Consider the following 18251-nt stretch of genomic DNA (forward strand, 5'->3'; position numbering starts at 1 on the left):
CTCGGTCAGCACCTCGAAGCCCGTCGGCCGGGGTCGACGAACGGCTCGGCCTGACGGTCGCGGTGTGCGCGGTTTCGTCCTCTTCGTGTTCACCGGTGGCGGCCCTCTGCCGGATGCCCATGTTGTTGCCCAGCGGGAAAGGGCCAGCGGCAGCCGGCGGCGCAGCACGTCGCGGGGCAGGTTCTCCCGGGTGGCCACCGAGGCGAACTCGCCGGTGAACTCGGTGAGGAAGTCGGTGTTCTTCAGGATGTCGAGCAGGTCGATCGTGCCCCACCGGCGGGCCACCTCGGCCTTCGGAGCAGCCAGATTGGACGGTTCGCCGCCGGCCCTGGGCCACGGGGTGTCCAGCAGGCCGATTCCGCTGGGATAGTGCGGTGATGCGCCAGTGTCCAGAATGCGGAGCCCCGGTCCTTCCGCACTCGTGCGACACGCTGTTCCAGAGGTTGCTGGCGCTGGATCATTCCCGGCAGGCGCCCTGGGGCCCGCTGCACGGCGTCGCGGTGGCCTGCTTCTTCCTTCAGCATCCGTCCCGCCAGCCCGCCTCGGCTCGGCCGGTGTACTGGGGAATGCTGCACGTCTACCTCCGGGACGGGCCGGCTGGGCTGGCTGCTCTGACCCAACGAGCCCGCCGGCTCAACTCCCACCGCGGCGGGGGAAGAACGCCCCGCGTCAGCGACTTCCCGGACACCCCACCGATCCCCGACATCGACCCGCCCTCGACCTTCGACACCACCATCGTCGACGTTGCCGGGGACGGCACATTCCGCGCCGAGCACTACGCGGACTCGGTCCGCGCCTGGGTGACCGACACCGTGAAAACCTGGACGCAACCGAGCTGACGACCGCCAGGCTCGGCCGGCGAAAACGCTCGAGTTGAACTACCTGGTGGTCACCGTCGCGCTGCTGATGCTCGTGCGGACGTGGGCCTGGCGACGTTCCATCGCCAGGTGCTCCGTGATCCACCCACGCAACGGAACCGGTTGTGGCAAACCGATTTCAGCGGGTTCGAGACGACCGGAGGCGGGATCTGGCGGATCTGCGAACCGATTGTGACCACGTCGAGGTCACCGGATCAGCCGGCGAGGTGATCGGTAAAGCGGCGGTGCCGATCGCGGTGGTCTCCGACAACGCCACCACGAGCGGATGAACCGCCAGTAAGTCACAGCCGAAGACGTTGTAGGAGGTCCCGTGGAGTCACCGGCACGACGTCGATACGACATCGTCCACTGTTCGGTCGTCGGCCACGCGCACTACGGTCTCCTGGTCGAGTCCCAGGACGGTGAACGCGGTTTTGTGGACCGCGCACACATCACCGACAAGCCCGGCGAACCGTGGCCGGCGACGGGGCGGCAGCTGCGGTGCGTGGTCCTGGGATACACCAAGGACAACAGGCTCCGAGCAGCGGCGACACCCTCCTACGTCGAAACGGTAGCCGCAGCAGACGACCCTGCCGCAGCGGCGAACGCTGGGAGTCGATGAACGTACGGGCCACCACGAGGCGAGTGAATCCGGCGTCGGTCGGGATGCCGCCTGCAACGCTGGGTTGGGAACTCGACCACCTACCTTGCAGGGCCTCCAAGGCGGCCAAGATCTCGACGCAGGACGAATCAGGTCTGCCGACCGGCCCGATGCTTGTGACGGTGATCTTTATCTGTCACTGGTGAGCGGTATCCGTCACCAGCTCGGCACTTGTCCCGAGGGACGTGCCGCGATGGGCAGGAACTTGTGCAAGCAGGTGGTAAAGCGTAGACACTGGGGATGGGCACAGGCGGGGCCCTACCGGGCCGCGATCCGCCCGACGCGGTCCTGCTGCACCAGAGCACGCGCGCTCGGGTGACCCGAGTGTCCCCGCCGGAGGGCGGTGCTGTCGTTCGCAAGGAGCCGCTGGGGCCGGATGCGCGGCGGCGGCTGCGGCACGAGGTGGCGATCCTGGAGCGGCTGCGCGGTGTCGAGGGCGTCGCGCAGCTGCTGGATGCGCCGCGGTACCCGGGATCGATCGTGCTGGTGGACGCCGGTGACACCACTCTTTCCGGGCCGGCCGAGCCGCCGGCCATCGATGAGCTGATCCGGCTGGCGGCCAAACTGGCCCACGCGGTCGCGGGAATGCACCGCCGCGGAGTGCTGCACCGCGACATCACCCCGGCCAACATCGTCGTCTCCCGGGGCGGGGACCCGTGCCTGGTGGACTTCGCGCTGGCGACGTCGGTCGCCGAGATCCGTCCCGAGTTCACCCACCATAGTGAGATCGTCGGGTCGCTCGCCTACCTCGCCCCCGAGCAGACCGGGCGCACCGGCCGTTCGGTCGACCAGCGCGCGGACCTGTATGCGTTGGGTGCGACGCTTTACGAGCTGGCCACGGGCCGGCCGCCGTTCGGTTCCGGCGACCCGCTGCGCCTGACCCACGATCACCTGGCGCGGGTGCCAGTACCGCCGGCCCAGCTGAACCCGGCGATCCCCGCTCCGCTGTCCGAGATCGTGATGCGGCTGCTGGAAAAGGAACCCGACCACCGCTACCAATCCGCCGAGGGCCTGGCGCACGACCTGCACCAGGTCCGCGACGTCCAGGCGCATCCGGCGGCTCGGGTACGCATCGGCGAGCACGACGTTCCGCAGCGGCTGCTGCCGCCCTCACGGCTGGTGGGACGCGATGCCGAGGTGGCAGCGCTGGAGGTGGCGTTCGAGGAGGCGCTGGCCGGTCGGTGTCAGGGTGTGCTGGTCGGCGGGGCGCCGGGAGTGGGCAAGACCGCGCTGGTCGATCAGCTGCGGTCGGTGGTGACGGGCCGGGACGGCTGGTTCGTGGCCGGCAAGTTCGACCAGTACCGGCGGGATATCGAGTTCAACGCGGGATATCAGGCGTTCCGGGCGTTGGGCCGGCTGTTGCTGGCCGAGCCGGAGGACGTGCTCGCCGCGATTCGTGAACGGATCGTCGATTCGGTCGGGGCGGCCGCGGGTCTGTTGAGCGCGGTGGTGCCGGAGTTCGCCGTGCTGCTGGGGGTGCCGCCGTATGCGGGGGATCCGCTGACCGCGCAGGCGCGCATGCAGCAAGCCGGTGTGCAGGGGCTGCGGGCGATCGCGTCGCGGAACCGGCCGGTGGTGGTGTTCCTCGATGACTTGCAGTGGGGCGGGCGCACCCCGCTCGGTTTCGTCGATCTCGTGCTGTCGGAGGAACCGGTGGAAGGCCTGTTGCTGGTCGGCGCCTACCGTGACGTCGAGGTGGACGCGGCGCATCCGCTGACCGCGCTGATGTCGCGGTGGCGCGAGCAGGCCGGCGTGCGCTGGCTGGGGTTGGAAAATCTGGCGGTGCCGAGCCTGGTCGCCATGGTGGCGGAGATGCTGCGCGCGGATCGCGCGACCGTGGCGGGACTGGCCGAGATGATCAGCGAGCGCACGTCCGGCAACCTGTACGAGACGGTGGAGCTGCTCAACGCGCTGCAGCGGGAGGGCGTGCTCGCGGCGACCGCCGCCGGGTGGCGGTGGGATGACGCGGCGGTGCGGGCTCGGCTGGGCCAGTCCGAAGTGGCCGGGCTGCTGGCGGCGCGGGTCGCGGCGCTGCCGCCGTCCTCGCGGGCGCTGGTCGAGGCGATGGCGTGCCTGGGCGGGCGAGCCGAGGTGAGTCTGCTGCAGACCGCCACCGCCGCGCAGGCGGGCGCGGTGGACCAGCAGCTGGCGCCCGCCCTCGACGAGGGCGTCCTGGTGGTCGAGCCGGGACTGCGGGAGGCCGTGCGGTTTCGCCACGACCGCACCCGTGAAGTCATCCTGAGCGAGCTGGACCCGCCTCGGCGCGGCGCCCTGCAGCTGGCGATCGCGCGACGGTTGGCCGGGGTACCGGAGCTGTTCGCGGTGGCGGCCGAGCAGTACCTGCCGGTGATCGACGCCGTCACCGACGCGGCGGAGCGCCGGCAGGTGGTGGGGCTGCTGCGCCGCGCCGCCGACCAAGCGGCGTTGATCGGCGAGTACACGCTGGTGAACGCGCTGCTGGTCGCCGCGCTACGACTGATCGGCCCGGCCGAGACCGCCACACTGATCGAGGTGCGCACCGGCCGCCACGCCGCCCTCTACAGCCTCGGGAGGCTGGACGAGGCGGACGCGGAGTACCACACGATCGCGCGGCTGTGTCCCGACGCGATCCGACGCGCCGACGCGACAGCGGTGCAGGTGCGCAGCCTGACCCACCGCAAACGCTTCACTGAGGCGATCGATCTGGGCCTGAAGTCGCTGGGCGCGTGCGGCATCACCATCCCGGCCGCCGACCAGCTCGCCGCCGATCTCGACCACCAGTACGAGTACCTGTACCGGTGGCTGGAAACCGACACCGCCGAGGATCTGGTCCGGCCGGAGATCACCGACCCCACGCTGCTCGCTGCTGCCCGCCTCCTCGACGCGACCCTGCCGCCGGTCTCTTTCCTCGCCGACCACACCAGGCTCGCCTGGCTGACCCTGGAAGCCCTGCGGATCTGGCTCGAGCACGGACCCGGACGTACCCTGGTCTGCCCCGCCTGCTTCGCCTCGTACTACACCGTGGTGCAGCGCGGCGACAGCGCCGGATATCGGGCGTTGCGGCGGCTCCGGGCATGGGGCGAAGCCCGCGGCTACGAGCCCGAGACCTCGTACGCGCACTACTACTTCGCCATCCTCAGTTGCTGGTTCGAGCCCCTCGAAAACGGTCTCCACGCCATGCTGCGTGCCCGCGAGGGACTGATCGCAGGTGGCGACCTGGCGTACACCGGCTACACCTATCACTCGATCGAGTACTTCTTGCTCGACTGCCCGCCAACCCTCGACCACCTCGTCGAACAGCTGGAGGCGGGCGTCGCCTTTGCCCGGCGCACCGGCAACGAACAGATCGGCCAGGTGCTCGACGGTCACCGATGGCTGGCCGGTGTGCTGCGTGGCGGAAGCCCGGACGCGATCGGTACGGCGGATCCCACCGACAGGTACGCCGACAATCCGATGGCGCTTTTGTACGCGCATCTCAGCCGGGCGCTCGCCACCGCCGTCTTCGGCGATCCATCCGGCCTGGCACAGCACACCGCGGCGGCGATGCCGCTACTGCCGGCCATCCTGGGCCACTACACGACCGCCGTGGCCCGCCTGCTGCGTGGGTTGGCCCTGGCCGGGCAAGCCCGCAACACTGCCGGTGACGAGCGCGCCGCTCTGCTGGCCGAGCTGGACGAGACGACGCGGTGGCTGGCTGCACGTGCCGCAGCCGCGCCGGACAACTTCCTGCATCTGCAGCGGTGGCTGGAGGCCGAGCGGGCGTGGGTGGTGGGGGATGCCCGGGCCGCCGAGCTGGCGTTCGACGCCGCTCGCCGCGAGGTCGCCGGCCGTGCGCGGCCCTGGCACCGGGCGTTGATCACCGAACGCGCAGCCCGCTTCTACCTGGCCCGCGGCCTGGACCGCGTCGGCGGTGAGCTGCTCGCCCAGGCCCGCCAGACCTATGCCGCCTGGGGCGCGAGCGCGAAGGTCGACCAACTCGACTGGGCCTACCCCAGACTGCGGCCACACTCCGACGTGACCACTGGGCCGAGCGGAGATCCGCCCGCTCATCTGGCGCAGCAAACCGGCCCGGTCACCACCGGCACCCTGGACCTGCTGGGCATCCTGGCCGCCTCCCAGGCCCTGAGCTCCGAGACCAGCATCGAACGCCTGCGAACTCGCGTCATCGAGGTCCTCAGCGCGCTGACCGGCGCCACCGGTGTGCAGCTGCTGCTGTGGAACCCCGAACGCGACGACTGGCTGCTCCCCGCTCCCGACAGCGAGACCGGCACCACCGAGAGCCAAGACACCACTCAGATCGGACGCACCGCCCCGAGCGCCGCCGGGGAACCCATGGTCCCGCTGTCTGTGCTCCGCTATGTCCAACGCCTCGGCGAATCGGTGCTGGTCGCCGACGCCACCGAGGACGACCGCTTCGCCCGTGACCCGTACTTCTCCGACTTCGACCGCTGCGCCCTCCTGGCCGTGCCCATCCTCAGCCGCGGCAGCCTGCGGGCGGTGTTGCTGCTGGAGAACCGGCTGATCCGCGCCGCGTTCACTGCCGAGCGGCTCGACGCGGTCAGCCTCATCGCCGGGCAACTGGCCGTCTCGCTGGACAACGCGCAGCTCTACGCCGAGCTGACAACCTCACGCGCCCGCGTCGTCACCACCGCCGACCAGATCCGCCGCCGCATCGAGCGCGATCTTCACGACGGCGCGCAACAACGGCTGGTCTCCCTCGCTCTCCACGCCCGCACGGCACAAGCATCAGCACGTCTCGACGACACCGACCTCCGAGCCCAGCTGGACAATCTCGCCACCGAAGCGATCACCGCACTCGACGAACTGCGCGAGCTCGCCCGCGGCATCCACCCGGCCGTCCTCGCCAACGGTGGGCTGCACTCCGCGCTCAAAGCCCTGTCCCGCCGCTCGTCGGTCCCGGTCGAGCTGGACGTGACCATCCCGCAGCGGCTGCCCGAACAATTCGAGATCGCCGCCTACTACCTGGTCGCGGAAGCTCTGACCAACACCGCCAAGCACGCGCACGCCACCACTGTCGGCGTCACGATCGACACCACCGACCACGAGACCGGCGACGTCCTGCGCGTCCGCGTCCGCGATGACGGCCGCGGCGGCGCCGACCTCACCCGCGGCACCGGCCTCGTCGGGCTCAAGGACCGGGCCGAAGCACTCGGCGGCCGACTGGTGATCCACAGCGCCTCCGGCGCAGGCACCACCCTGCATGCCGAACTCCCGTTGCCACACGCCCACAAGGCCCGGGACCACCGAAGATGACCTGAGCCGCAAGGTCGGGGCTTCTCGCTGTCAGATCGGGGTGCGAACGGTCCCGGCAGGACCTGCTGGGCGGTGACAGAAACCATGCGCACCAGGTGAAACCTGTCGCCCACACGACGACCAAACCGCGACGTCGCTGTCGTCGCATGATGACATGGCGTGTCTCGCCGCAAATTCGGGTTATGGTCTGTGTCCGAGGCCGATCTTGCACCCTAACCACAACGCTCCCGATCCCGAGCTGACCTGCAGGTTCTCACCCGCCGACCCCGAAGGTGCCCCACGCCCCATGGGGGTAAAGGTCCACTGCGCGGTCGAGATAGGCGAGCTCGCCTGAACAAGTGAATTTCTGCCGCAAGGCGTCGCTCAAGACGGCGGTCGCGGCGGCCGGCCGATGCTGTCGTCCGGGCCGGGATCGGCCAGTGGGCGGAGTAGCGCGATCGCTCGTCGATGGCGCGTTCGTTCCGGCTTAGCTCGAAACAAATTATGAGAGCGAAGGCGAGCAGGTTGGCGCTCGTCGGATCCGCCGCGTCGCGCTCCCGATCCTACGGTCTCTCGCACCACGACGATCCATCTTTCGAGGGCGAGCGCTAGCCAAATCAGGCGACCGATGCGGTCCGCGGCACCCTGCCGAGCCGCGTCGGCAACCTGTTCCCCGGCGTCGACAAGGTCGTCCAGAACCAAAGTGTCGCCGGGTGGCCGAGTGCGCGGGCCGAGCCGTCTGCACCAGGCAGAAAAGCACAGCTTGCCTCGACGAGCCGGACTTCATGCTGAATATTTCGGTTCACCGCTTGAATCTACCGCGAACTGCAAACCTGGAGCTCAACATCCTTTGGTGGTTGATTGATTGCGGGCGGGATGATCAGCGACAAGCACTCTAGGACACGAACTGATACTCGCCTCCCGATGGAACTCTTCAAGAATGCAAGGATTCAGGTATGTCGACTAGACTAAACCAGTCCCAACACCTCACTGCTCCACCCCAGTGACTGCGGTGAATGCCACGCAGGACGCTCACCTTTAATGGCGAGTTGACGTCCTTCATTGAAGTATTTACGGTGCATTTCTCCGAGTGCAAGAACTCGCTGAATCAGTGACCTAGCCTCCTCCAAGAGACCTCGACTAACGAGAAATTCCACCAAGTCCTGCGCAAATTCTGTCGGGCTAAGGAGATCGTCCGAAATGGCAGTCGCCAGACGCTCAGGGCTTTCGGACGATCCAAACCACGGCAACGCGACTTCTTTCACTTGCCCATACAGCCGATCGACTGCCTCAACCCTGCCGACAGGAACCGTGATGATCGCCCTGTAATCCCGGCAGATATCAAGGAAGCTAGTGGCACATAAAATTCCTTCCATCGCCCCTGGACGTTGCGCAGTACGGTCCGCATTCAACAGTCTCCATGCTCGAAGTTCATCATCGAAGACCTCCAAAGCGACGATTCCAAACGCGATGAATTTACCGGCCCTGTTCCAGTGACTAGGCTCGAGCTCCATACGCTCAAGTCGACCATCAAGTCGGCGCTCCAGACTGGTCCGACTTTTGCGCCAACGAAATCCGTCGGGCTCCAACCGATGGGCCATCCACTCGCCGGCAGCCAGGAAGACATCCCTGGGCCGATCCAGCCCAATCAGCCGCTCGGCAAGACGCGCAACCTGCTCATTAGTAGCCATCCCGCCACTATGCCGCATGCGCCAGAACTGACACACACAGGAGGAGTCGCCCACCCGAAGGAATAATGCTCTTGAGCAGCATCGCGAAGCACGCATGAGAACTTGATTCATCAAGGGTTACACACGCCACACCGCCAATGATCGATCTCGACCGGCATCCTCATCGTAGTGCCCTGCTCAATTCCATATTTCCGCAATTTGCTTGCGTCAAGAACTGCCCCACTCCGGGAAACCTCTGGATATCCGACCGCTTGATGATCGGTCATAGCGCCAGTTCCCAATTTGGATTCAACTGAAAACCAGTTACCATTTGCGTCTTTTACGACGAAGTCCGCGATGAAAACATCGCCATTGCTGTTCTTGAATCGCATCGCGCTGACCGCGCCGGTTCGGTGGAGGTGACCGCCCCGCGAGTCACCGGCAGGCGCGTCGACCCTGAAACGAGCAGACGCCAGCGGTTCGCCTCGGCGACCTGCCGTGCCGAGGCTGGCTGTCGGCGAAGGCAAACTGGCGTTCTACGACAATCCCGCCGAGCCCTGGGGTCATCTACGCACAGCCACCCCGGTCGAGCTGGCGTTCACCACGGTGCGGCCCGCACGAACATCACCAAGGGCCCGGCTTCATGGGCGGCAGGGTTGGCAATCGGGTTCAACCTCATCGAGTCTGCCCAGGCCCGTCGCCGGCTCCGGCTATGTGGCCAATGCGCGTGACCGCAAGGGTCTTGAACCCCCACACCGCTGAGCAGCGCATCTTCTCACCACAAGCTACAGCTTGCAGACAAAACTCCTGGTCAGAGAACTGCCGATGTGTCCGAGGCCGGACACCTCCTGGGCACAGAGTTCGAGCGCGTGTCGGGGACGGCTGGGCCGGGGTCCGAGGAACGTGTCCCACCCGTCCCAACCGTTGTTTTCGCAGCTGGAATCTCAGTGCGAGGCGTCCCGCTGCTGGGACGGGCCGGGACGGCTGGGCCGGGTTCGCCCAGGTCACATATATGTCAACAAACGACACTCCGCCTCGGGGGCCAGGACCAGTTCATTCCGCGCTCGGATGTTGCGGTGGTGGAAGCGGCGGTGGCTTCGCATCCAGGGGCAGAGATCCACGTGTAGGAGGACGCCGGGCACGCGTTACACAACCGGGTGGCGCCGATGTTCCACCGACCTGAGGCGGCCGCCCGGGCGTGGGAGCTGACAATGGAGTTCCTGCAGCGGGCTCTGCCGGGCAAGCCTCCGACTGCGTCACGACTGGAACGAGGTACCGCCGGCCCTCGAGTGGCGATGGGACGGGAGGATCACGGCCCGACCACACTTCCCCACTCGCCCTCTGAACAGAGCGAAGCCCCCGCCGACCGTAAGATCATCGCCCTGGGGAGCCCGCCGATAAGCAGGAACCTGGTGGTCGTCGGCGCCGGAATCGTCGGCGCGTCGGTGGCGTATCACGCCGCTCGGGCCGGTGCTGGCGTGACGCTGGTCGACGGTGGGTGGGTGGGCGCCGGTGTGACGGCGGAATCGTTCGCCTGGATCGGAGCGGCGGGGGTGCGCACCGGTCCGGCCGCCGGGCTGCGGGTGACCGCGGCGGCGGAGTACCGCCGGCTCGGGGCCGAGCTGCCGGGACTCCCCGTGACCTGGTCCGGCTCACTGTCCTGGGGCGCGGCGGACACCGCGCCGGAGGCCGGGCCTGGGCAGGAGATCGTGGACGCGGAGACGGTGGCGACACTCGAGCCCACCCTGCGCCGGCCCCCGGAGTGGGCCGTCTGGGCGCCCGGTGACGGTGCCGCCGACCCGGTGGGCGTGACCGAGCGGCTGGTCGCGGGCGCCCGCGACCACGGTGCCCGGGTTCATCCGGACACGCCGGTCATCGCCGTCCGGCGGGACGCCGCGGGGCGGGTTGCCGGGGTCGAGACGGCCGCGGGACCCCTCGCCGGCGCGACCGTGGTGCTCGCGGCCGGAGTGGCCACGGCCGCGCTGGCCGCGCCGCTCGGCATTCGCGTCCCGGTCGAACCGTCGCCGGCGACGCTCTTCCGGCTCCGCGCCCCGGCCGGGCTGGTCCGCACCGTGGTCCACAACGGGGACTTCGATCTCCGGCAGGTCGCCGCGCACCGGCTCCACGCCGCCGCGGACTCGCCCAAGCGGACGCTCGCCGCCGTCCGCTCCACCTTCCGCGGCGCCGCGGACGTCGAGCTGCTCAGCGCACGCGTCGGAGTGCGCCCCATGCCGGCCGACGGCGAGCCGATCATCGGCCCGGTCCCCGAAGTGCCCGGCCTCTACCTGGCGGTGATGCACTCGGCGGTCACGCTCGCCGCGGCCGTGGGCCGCCTGGTCGCGCAGGAGCTGGTCGACGCAACCGTCGAGCCTGCGCTGGCGGGCTGCCGCCTCGACCGCTTCTAGTGTCTGCGTGCTCTCGTCGATCAAGTCCTGGAATTCCTTGAGGGAAACGGAATTCGCGCCTGGACTTCAACGGCCGCGGCGGTGGGAGTCCGTCGCGCCAGGTGAACAAAGCTCGGTGGCGTCCGGATGTCGCCATGATCGAGACAGCGGTGGGCTCGCATCCGATGTTCAGCCGCTGCCCGTGCGGGAGCTGACGGTGGAGTTCTTACGTCGAACGTTGCCGGCCTGAAGGCAGGTTCAACCGGCCGCGGATCGCTCCAGGTTCGCCTGGTGCGGGCGCGCGAGCCAGTCCTGTTCGAGCCGCACGTCCACCGGCTCCTCGCCTCGCCGCAGAGCCTCGAGATACGCACGGTCGGCGGCAAAGCGGGCCGCCACCTCAGGCCCCGAAGCGACGGCTCCGTGGCCGGGCACCACGACGTCGACGTGGCGAGCCGCCTCGTCGAGCCGGTCGAGGGCCGCCGCGTAGGCGGCCGGCTGGCCGGGGCGGCGGGGGTCCAGCAGGGGGATCAGGACGTCGGACAGCATGTCGCCGGCGAGGAGGACGCCGCGGTCCGCGAGGAGAACCGCGGCGTGGCCGGGGGCGTGCGCGTCGTGCTCGACGAGGGCGCCCGGCAGCGGGCCCCCGTCCGCGGGCAGCGCGGTGACCAGCGCGACCAGGTCGAGCGGGACGCCCGACGTGCTCTCCGCCGCCATCGCCTGCGCGCGCTCGCGGGCACCGCTCGCGACCTCGGCGCAGGCGGCCGTGGCGTAGCGCGGCACGTCGCCGAAACGGGAGTGCCAGAGCAGGTGGTCCCAATGGGGATGCGTCGCGAAGCCGGCAACGACCGGAATCCCGAGCCGCGCCACGTCATCGGCGAGCTCGTCCAGCTCGGCGCCGCTGATGCCGGGGTCGACGAGGACCAGCCCGCCGTCCCCGCGCACGACCGTCGCGTTGCTCCAGACCCACTCGCTCTGCCGCACCCAGACGCCGTCGGCCACCTGATTCAGCATCGGTCCACTGTGTCAGGTGCCCAGTCCGGAAGCGAGGGTGAAGCCGGCCGTCAGGGTGGAGACTTCCGGAGTGGACATGGCTGACGTCGGAGCCCGCTTGGCGGAGCGGTTCGGTCCCGCGGCCGCGGATTGGCTCGCTGAGGTTCCGGCACTCGCCGCGCGGCTGTCCTCCCGGTGGGGCCTCGCGCTCGGAGAGTTTTTCGCGAGCGGCGCCTCCTCAGTGGTCATGCGCTGCCGATGGCCCGACGGGACGCCGGCGGTTCTCAAGCTCAGCCCGGATCGGGCGCTGCTGACCAAACAGGTGCGGATGCTGCGCGTGTTCGCGCCATCGGGTCGGGTGCCGGTCGTCTTGGCCGCAGACGGCGAAGCCGGGGCGATGGTCATGGAGGAGGTCGTGCCCGGCACCGAGGCCGAAAGCCTGCCTCGGCAAGCGATGCCGCAGCGGTGGGGCGAATTGCTTGCCGCGCTGCACGCCGTGGCCCCGCCCGCGGACTGGCCGTGGGACCTGCATGGCCGGTGTGACGAGGCCTTCGCCCGGATCGGCCGGAAGCTGTCCGACCCGGCCGTCGGTGCGCGGATCGATCAGGACACCTGGCAGCGCGCGGTTCGGCGCGGCGAGACGCTGCTGGCCACGCAGACCAGGCTCGTGTTGGTGCACGGCGACCTGCATCTCGGCAACGTCCTCGACGGCGGCCCGTCGCGGGGACTGGTCGCGATCGACCCGAAGGCGTGCGTCGGCGATCCGTGCTTCGATGCCGTCGACTACGTGGTGGCCGGGTGCCGGGCACGAGGGTGTCGCGGTCCGTTGCCGCCAGGTCGCGGCCGCGTGCGGGCTCGACGAAAACCGGCTGTACGCCTGGAGCCAGGTGATCGCACCGATGGCAGCCATCGCGCGCCTCACCCGAGGCGGTCCGGAGCCGGAGATCGAGGCACTGCTCGCCCTGGCCCGTTGATCAAGACAGGACGTTCACAACCAGCCGCGGCGTTCGGCCAGGCTGCCGGCCTGAAAGCGGGTCGACGCGCCCAGCTCGGTCATCAGGCGTTGGAGCCGGCGGTAGGTCGTGCGGGTGCTCCAGCCGTTCACGCGGGCGATGGCCGTGTCGGTCAAGCCCGCCATCATCATCGTGAGCAGGGCGCGCGTTTCGTCGTCCGGGCGGGGACCGCCGCCGAACGGGCCCGGTGTCACGGCGGACGCGTCGAGCGGCGCGGCCTGGGCCCACTCACCCTCGAAGAGGGCCTCCAGCGCCGTGAGGAGGGGGGAGCGGCGGACGAGGTAGGCGACCTGCAGGCCGCTGTGGCTGAGGTCGAAGGGGATGAGGGCGTCCTGGTCGTCGCGGATGATGAGTTTGATGGGGAGGGTGCGGCGGGTCCGGGCTTCTTCGCCGCCGCGGACGGCGGGCAGGATGTCGGTCTCCAGTTTCTGGGGCCAGGCCACCGCGTCGAGGCTGTAGATCACGCGGTGCGCGACGCCGTCGTTCTGGTGGCGGGCGATCTGCGCCTGGGTGTTGCGGGCGGCGCCCTCGCCGCCGGGCGGCTCGTAGTAGGGCGGCGTGTCGAACACGCGGACCTGGTGCAGCGCCTCGGATTCCAGGTGCGCGACGGCCGCGGCGATCGTTTCGCGGTCGGTGAGCTGCTCGATCACGAGCTCGGGGCTCGTCCGGTGCGCGCTGCGGTGGATCTCCGACAGCGAGTGCACCTTCGCGCGCGCCGCGCTCAGTTCGCGTTCCCGCTGCTGCACGAGCTGGTTGATCGCGATGTCCGGCGGAGCGGCCAGGTACCGCGCCGGGTTGCCGCTCGCGGCCACCAGGTGCTTGTCGACGAGGGCGTCGAGCGTCCGCTGCAACGGGCCGGCCGGGCTCGACAGGTGGTCGGCGAGCGCGGCGACCGTCGACCCGGGCAGGGCGACGAGCGCTTCATAGACCCGTTCCTCGTCGGCGGACAACCCCAGGACCCCGAGCTCCATGCGAATGTCCTACCCGAGTTGTCGAGATTGTGCCAGGTGGCAGTGAGCAGCCACGCAGGGATCTTGTGACGGGTTCCGGCGGCTGGCACTGTTCGGCCGTTCCGGTGTGGCAAGTGCGCTCGCCGGTCTGCCCCTGCGCAGAAAGGAATCCCCTCGTTGAGAACTTCACGCAAGCGTCGGGCCGTCGCGGCGGCCGCGTGCCTCGCGTCGTCGCTCAGCACGATCCTGGTCGCCGGCCCGGCCTCGGCCGCCGCCGGCAGATCGTCGGGGCCCACGGCCCCGTCAACCCACACCGTCACCCTGGTCACCGGTGATGTCGTCACGGTGAACACGACCGGCGACGCCGGTGACAGCGGGGGGACGATCTCGGTCAAGGGCCCGGACGGCGGCCCCTCCGACGCGCGGATCCTCGAGTCGGCGGGCGACGTGTACGTCTACCCGTCCTCGGCGATGTCCTACCTCGCCAAGGGAATCCTCGACCGGCGCCTCTTCGACGTCACGGACCTGATCGCCGCCGGCTACGACGACGCGCACCGCGCCGACCTGCCCCTGATCGTCTCGTACACCAACACTTCCCCGGGATTCCGCGCGAACACCGCGCCCCGCGGCTCGGCCCTGGTGCGGCCGCTGGCGAGCGTCGACGGCGCCGCCGTCACCGAGAACCACGCGCAGGCGCGGGACTTCTGGACCGCGGTGACAGGGGGTGCGTCATCTTCCTTCGCGGCCGCACCGGCGTTCGCCGGCGGCATCAAGCAGATCTGGCTCGACGGCAAGGTCTACGCCGACCTGGCCGAGTCGACCGCGCAGATCGGCGCGCCCGAGGTCTGGACCGGTGGCGACACCGGCCAGGGCGTCGACGTCGCGGTGCTCGACACCGGCGTGGACGAGGGCCACCCCGACCTGGCCGGACGCATCGTCGACACGCGCAGCTTCGTTCCCGGCGAGGACGTCAAGGACCTCCACGGCCACGGCACCCACGTCGCCTCCACCATCGCCGGCACGGGCGCCGCGTCCGGCGGCACCGAAAAGGGTGTCGCCCCGGGCGCTCGGCTGCACATCGGCAAGGTGCTCGCGAACTCCGGTTCCGGCAGCGACTCCGAGATCCTCGCCGGCATGGAGTGGGCGGCCGTCGACGAGCACGCCAAGATCATCAACATGAGCCTGGGCACGCAGGAGCCCTCCGACGGCACAGACCCGATGTCCCAGGCGGTGGACCGGCTCAGCGCGCAGACCGGCGCGCTGTTCGTGATCGCCGCGGGCAACACCTCCGGCGCCGGCACCGTCAGCTCGCCCGGCGCCGCCGACGCGGCGCTGACCGTGGGCGCCGTGGACAGCACCGACCACCTCGCCGACTTCTCGAGCCAGGGCCCCCGCGTCGGCGACGGCGCGCTCAAGCCGGAGATCACCGCCCCCGGCGTCGACATCCTCGCCGCGCGGTCGCAGTACGCGGCCGAAGGCGAGGGCTTCTACCAAACGCTCAGCGGCACGTCGATGTCCACGCCGCACGTGGTCGGCGCCGCCGCGCTGCTCGCCGCGGAGCACCCCGAGCTCACCGGCGCCCAGCTGAAGGACCTGCTGACCAGCACCTCGAAGCAGACGCCCGACTACACCGCGTTCCAGGCCGGCAGCGGCCGCGTGGACGTCGCGGCCGCCGCCCGCGCCGGGATCTTCGCCTCCGCCACCGCGTACGCCGGGCAGAACGGCTCGGACGCGGTCAGCCGCCCGGTGACGTACACGAATTTCGGTGCCACGCCGGTGAACCTCGCCCTGTCGGTCGCCGCGCCCGGCGTGCCGAAGGGCCTGTTCACGCTGTCGGCCGACCACGTCACCGTGCCCGCGCACGGCACCGCCGCGGTCACCGTGACCATCGACCCGCACGCCGCGCCCACCGGGTCCGACGGCTTCACCGGCCAGATCCTGGCCACCGGTCCCGACGGCGCCGTCGCCGCGCACACCGCCGTCTCGCTCGGCGCGCTGACGCACCTGCTGACCATCAACGTGAAGGACTCCGCCGGACAACCCGCGTCGGCCTTCGTCATCGTGCTCCGCGCGGGCGACCCGAACCCGATCCCGGTGCCGGTCGACGGCAGCGTCAGCTTCTACACGCCCGACGACCAGTACTCGGCGCTCGGTTTCCTGACCGTGCCGGGTGTCCACGGGCCGAACTCCCAGGGCGTGGCGCTGCTCGGCGATCCCGACTTCACGTTCGATGGGGACCGCACGATCACCCTCGACGCCGGCCACGTGCGGCTGGTCGACGAGACCACCCCGCAGCCCGGCGTCCCCAGCTACCTGCGGCTCGAGTACTCACGGATGCTCAACCAGGACGGCCGCTGGCACGACTTCGGCCTCGCCGACGCGGGCGTCGACAGCCTGTGGATCCAGCCGCAGGGCAAGGTGACACACGGCGACTTCGTCGTCGGCGCGCGGTGGCGCAAGGAACAGCCGGCGCTCACGGTTTCTGCGCGGGGCACCGACTACACCGACGTCCTGCGGCAGGCGGGAGTCACCCCGCTGCCCGACGGAACCCGGAACCTGCCGCTCGTCTTCGCGGGCAACGGCGCGCCGTCGGACTACGCCGGCCTCAACGCACGGGGCAAGGCGGTGGTCATCCGGCGTACCGCGTCGGCGAACCCGGCCGGGCTGGCCCAGGCCGCGGCCGACGCCGGCGCCAAGCTGCTGCTGGTGGCCAACGACCGGCCCGGGCGCCAGAGCCTGTTCTTCGGCACGGACTCGCTGCACCCGAGCCCCGTCGACGTCGGGCTCCTCAGCCTCGACGAGGGCACCAAGCTGATCGCGCAGGCGAAGCAGCGCAACGCGACGCTGCGGACGGAGTCGCACCCGGCGCCGGGGTACCTCTACGACCTCATGCACACGTGGGACAACGACCTGCCCAAGGACATGGTCGTCCACGCGACGGGCAAGAACCTCGCGCGCGTCGACGAGACGTTCGCGGGTGCCGTCCCCAGCGGCGGCGGTGAGGAGTGGCGGTACGACTTCCCGTCGTACTCCGAGTGGGGCATCGGGACCTACGTCGCGATGGCCGCCAGCGGCCACCGCACCGACTGGGTCACCACCGACGGCGCGAACCGCTGGGGCCACGAGGTGACCGACGGCGTGCTGGGCGAGTGGGGCGTCGCGCGGACGTACCGGCCCGGCACCGTGACCGACGACGACTGGTTCACCCCGATCCAGCGGCCGTACCTGAACAACAACTACCTCGGCCCGACGCGCACCGGCGACCAGATGCGGATCGACGTGCCGGGCTACGGCAACGCCGACCACGTCGGCGCGATCTCCGACGCACAGCACTCGAGCCAGACCGTGACGCTGTTCCAGGGCGACACGAAGCTGGGCGAATCCGACAACGGGCTCATCATGTATCCCACCGCACCCAGCTCCGGGCCGCGGCAGTACCGCCTCGTCGTGGCGAACCAGCGCGACGCGGCGCTGAGCCCCTACTCGTCCTCGACCACGACGGCGTGGACGTTCACCTCGGCCGCCCCGAAGGTCTCCGGTGAACAGGACCTGTTGCCGCTGCTGCAGATCCGCTACGACCTCGACGCCACCGGACCCGTGGCCCGCAACTCGAAGCTCGGCGTCACCGTCGAGCAGCGCACCCCGGTGTCCGTGGGCCTGACCCCGGTCTCGATCGCGGGCGGCGGCACCGTCCGCGCACCGCGCGTGGAGGTCTCCTACGACGACGGCACCACCTGGACCCGCCTCTCCGACGACCACCGAGGCGGTTACCGGCTGGACGCCCCGAAGAAGGCTCGGTTCGCCTCGCTGCGGGTGACCGGTTCGGATTCAGCGGGCAACTCCGTCACGCAGACGATCGTGCGGGCTTTCGGGCTTCGCTGACCGTTTTCCTGCGGCCCGCCCCTCGTTCGGGGCGGGCCGCAGGAGCGCGCTCGGGCTCCCCTGCGCCTAGGCTCGGGGGTCGACGCCGGACCCGGAGGTACCCATGCCCTACACCGTCGACTTCACCACCGTCTCCACCGACGGCCTGGCGTCCTCGCCGGTCGCCGCCGCCCTCGCCGGCCTGCGTGCGAACGAGGCCCGGTACTTCAAGAACAAGTACGACCACGTCTTCACCGTCGAGCCCGCCGCCGACGCCGCGGCGACCGTCGAGTGGGTCCACCGGATCCTTTCGGAGGAACGCGGCATCGTCATCGCCTCCCCGCCGCTGGAAGCGTCCGAGTTCCAGGTCGAGAACATCCGGATGGCCTACGTCTTCTACGAGAACGGGCTGTCGATCAACGTCATGTACACGATCGACGAGTCCGGCAAGCGGGCCGTCGGATTCAAGCTGTCCGACGGGATGGAGATTCCGGAGGAGCTCTCGGCGTTCAAGTTCGCCCGCCAGAAGTCCAAACTGGCGGGGACGATCCGCGGGTCTTACTTCGTGATCAAGAACGAGTACTGACCCGAGAGACGACCACTGTTCTCACCGCGCGCCGGATCGGTCTCAGC

9 protein-coding genes and 2 pseudogenes are annotated in these 18251 nt (G+C 69.8%); 7 read left to right on the forward strand and 4 right to left on the reverse strand.

Features of this window, described 5'->3' with window-relative positions; genetic code table 11:
* On the reverse strand, window positions 1-285 hold a 285-nt coding region (locus AB0878_RS25735; protein ID WP_366582798.1), incomplete at its 3' end, for a hypothetical protein.
* Window positions 286-377: 92 nt separating this feature from the next.
* Between AB0878_RS25735 and AB0878_RS25740 the strand changes: the two genes are divergently transcribed.
* Together AB0878_RS25740 and AB0878_RS25745 are read left to right on the forward strand one after the other, a co-directional pair.
* On the forward strand, window positions 378-839 hold the full coding sequence (locus AB0878_RS25740; RefSeq protein ID WP_366582799.1) for a DUF5946 family protein: 462 nt from the start codon (window positions 378-380) through the stop codon (window positions 837-839).
* Window positions 840-1758: 919 nt separating this feature from the next.
* Window positions 1759-6771, forward strand: a complete 5013-nt coding sequence (locus AB0878_RS25745) for an AAA family ATPase (protein WP_366582800.1) — start codon at window positions 1759-1761, stop codon at window positions 6769-6771.
* Between the two features lie 947 nt (window positions 6772-7718).
* On the opposite strand, the gene AB0878_RS25750 is transcribed toward AB0878_RS25745, so the two are convergent.
* The gene (locus tag AB0878_RS25750; protein WP_366582801.1) at window positions 7719-8441 is read right to left on the reverse strand and encodes a hypothetical protein; all 723 of its coding nucleotides are present in this window, start codon (window positions 8439-8441) and stop codon (window positions 7719-7721) included.
* Window positions 8442-8948: 507 nt separating this feature from the next.
* Between AB0878_RS25750 and AB0878_RS25755 the strand changes: the two are divergent.
* A pseudogene (locus tag AB0878_RS25755) lies at window positions 8949-9124 on the forward strand (IS256 family transposase); the annotation flags it as partial.
* A 708-nt stretch (window positions 9125-9832) separates the two neighbouring features.
* Window positions 9833-10825 (forward strand): FAD-dependent oxidoreductase, encoded by a 993-nt coding sequence (locus AB0878_RS25760; RefSeq protein WP_366582802.1) that lies wholly within the window; start codon window positions 9833-9835, stop codon window positions 10823-10825.
* 237 nt (window positions 10826-11062) lie between these two features.
* On the opposite strand, the gene AB0878_RS25765 is transcribed toward AB0878_RS25760, so the two are convergent.
* On the reverse strand, window positions 11063-11815 hold the full coding sequence (locus tag AB0878_RS25765) for an MBL fold metallo-hydrolase (RefSeq protein WP_366582803.1): 753 nt from the start codon (window positions 11813-11815) through the stop codon (window positions 11063-11065).
* Between the two features lie 226 nt (window positions 11816-12041).
* Here AB0878_RS25765 and AB0878_RS25770 point away from each other — a divergent pair.
* Window positions 12042-12548 (forward strand): annotated as a pseudogene (locus AB0878_RS25770) (aminoglycoside phosphotransferase family protein); the annotation flags it as partial.
* A 234-nt stretch (window positions 12549-12782) separates the two neighbouring features.
* Here AB0878_RS25770 and AB0878_RS25775 read toward each other — a convergent pair.
* Window positions 12783-13778, reverse strand: a complete 996-nt coding sequence (locus AB0878_RS25775; RefSeq protein ID WP_366582804.1) for a helix-turn-helix domain-containing protein — start codon at window positions 13776-13778, stop codon at window positions 12783-12785.
* A gap of 156 nt (window positions 13779-13934) precedes the next feature.
* Between AB0878_RS25775 and AB0878_RS25780 the strand changes: the two genes are divergently transcribed.
* A complete protein-coding gene (locus tag AB0878_RS25780) occupies window positions 13935-17639 on the forward strand; it encodes a S8 family serine peptidase (RefSeq protein ID WP_366582805.1) in 3705 nt (1234 codons plus the stop codon).
* A 103-nt stretch (window positions 17640-17742) separates the two neighbouring features.
* Window positions 17743-18204, forward strand: coding sequence for a phage tail protein (locus AB0878_RS25785; RefSeq protein ID WP_366582806.1), 462 nt, complete (start codon window positions 17743-17745; stop codon window positions 18202-18204).
* The last annotated feature ends 47 nt before the right edge of the window (window positions 18205-18251 follow it).

Source organism: Amycolatopsis sp. NPDC047767 (assembly GCF_040704195.1).
Taxonomy (GTDB): Bacteria; Actinomycetota; Actinomycetes; order Mycobacteriales; family Pseudonocardiaceae; genus Amycolatopsis.

What these genes read in the sequence shown, in the direction of transcription:
- AB0878_RS25740 (WP_366582799.1), top strand. Translation starts at nt 378, where the DNA reads ATGCGCCAGTGTCCAGAATGCGGAGCCCCGGTCCTTCCGCACTCGTGC.
- AB0878_RS25745 (WP_366582800.1), top strand. Translation starts at nt 1,759, where the DNA reads ATGGGCACAGGCGGGGCCCTACCGGGCCGCGATCCGCCCGACGCGGTC.
- AB0878_RS25750 (WP_366582801.1), bottom strand. Translation starts at nt 8,441, where the DNA reads ATGGCTACTAATGAGCAGGTTGCGCGTCTTGCCGAGCGGCTGATTGGG.
- AB0878_RS25765 (WP_366582803.1), bottom strand. Translation starts at nt 11,815, where the DNA reads ATGCTGAATCAGGTGGCCGACGGCGTCTGGGTGCGGCAGAGCGAGTGG.
- AB0878_RS25775 (WP_366582804.1), bottom strand. Translation starts at nt 13,778, where the DNA reads ATGGAGCTCGGGGTCCTGGGGTTGTCCGCCGACGAGGAACGGGTCTAT.
- AB0878_RS25785 (WP_366582806.1), top strand. Translation starts at nt 17,743, where the DNA reads ATGCCCTACACCGTCGACTTCACCACCGTCTCCACCGACGGCCTGGCG.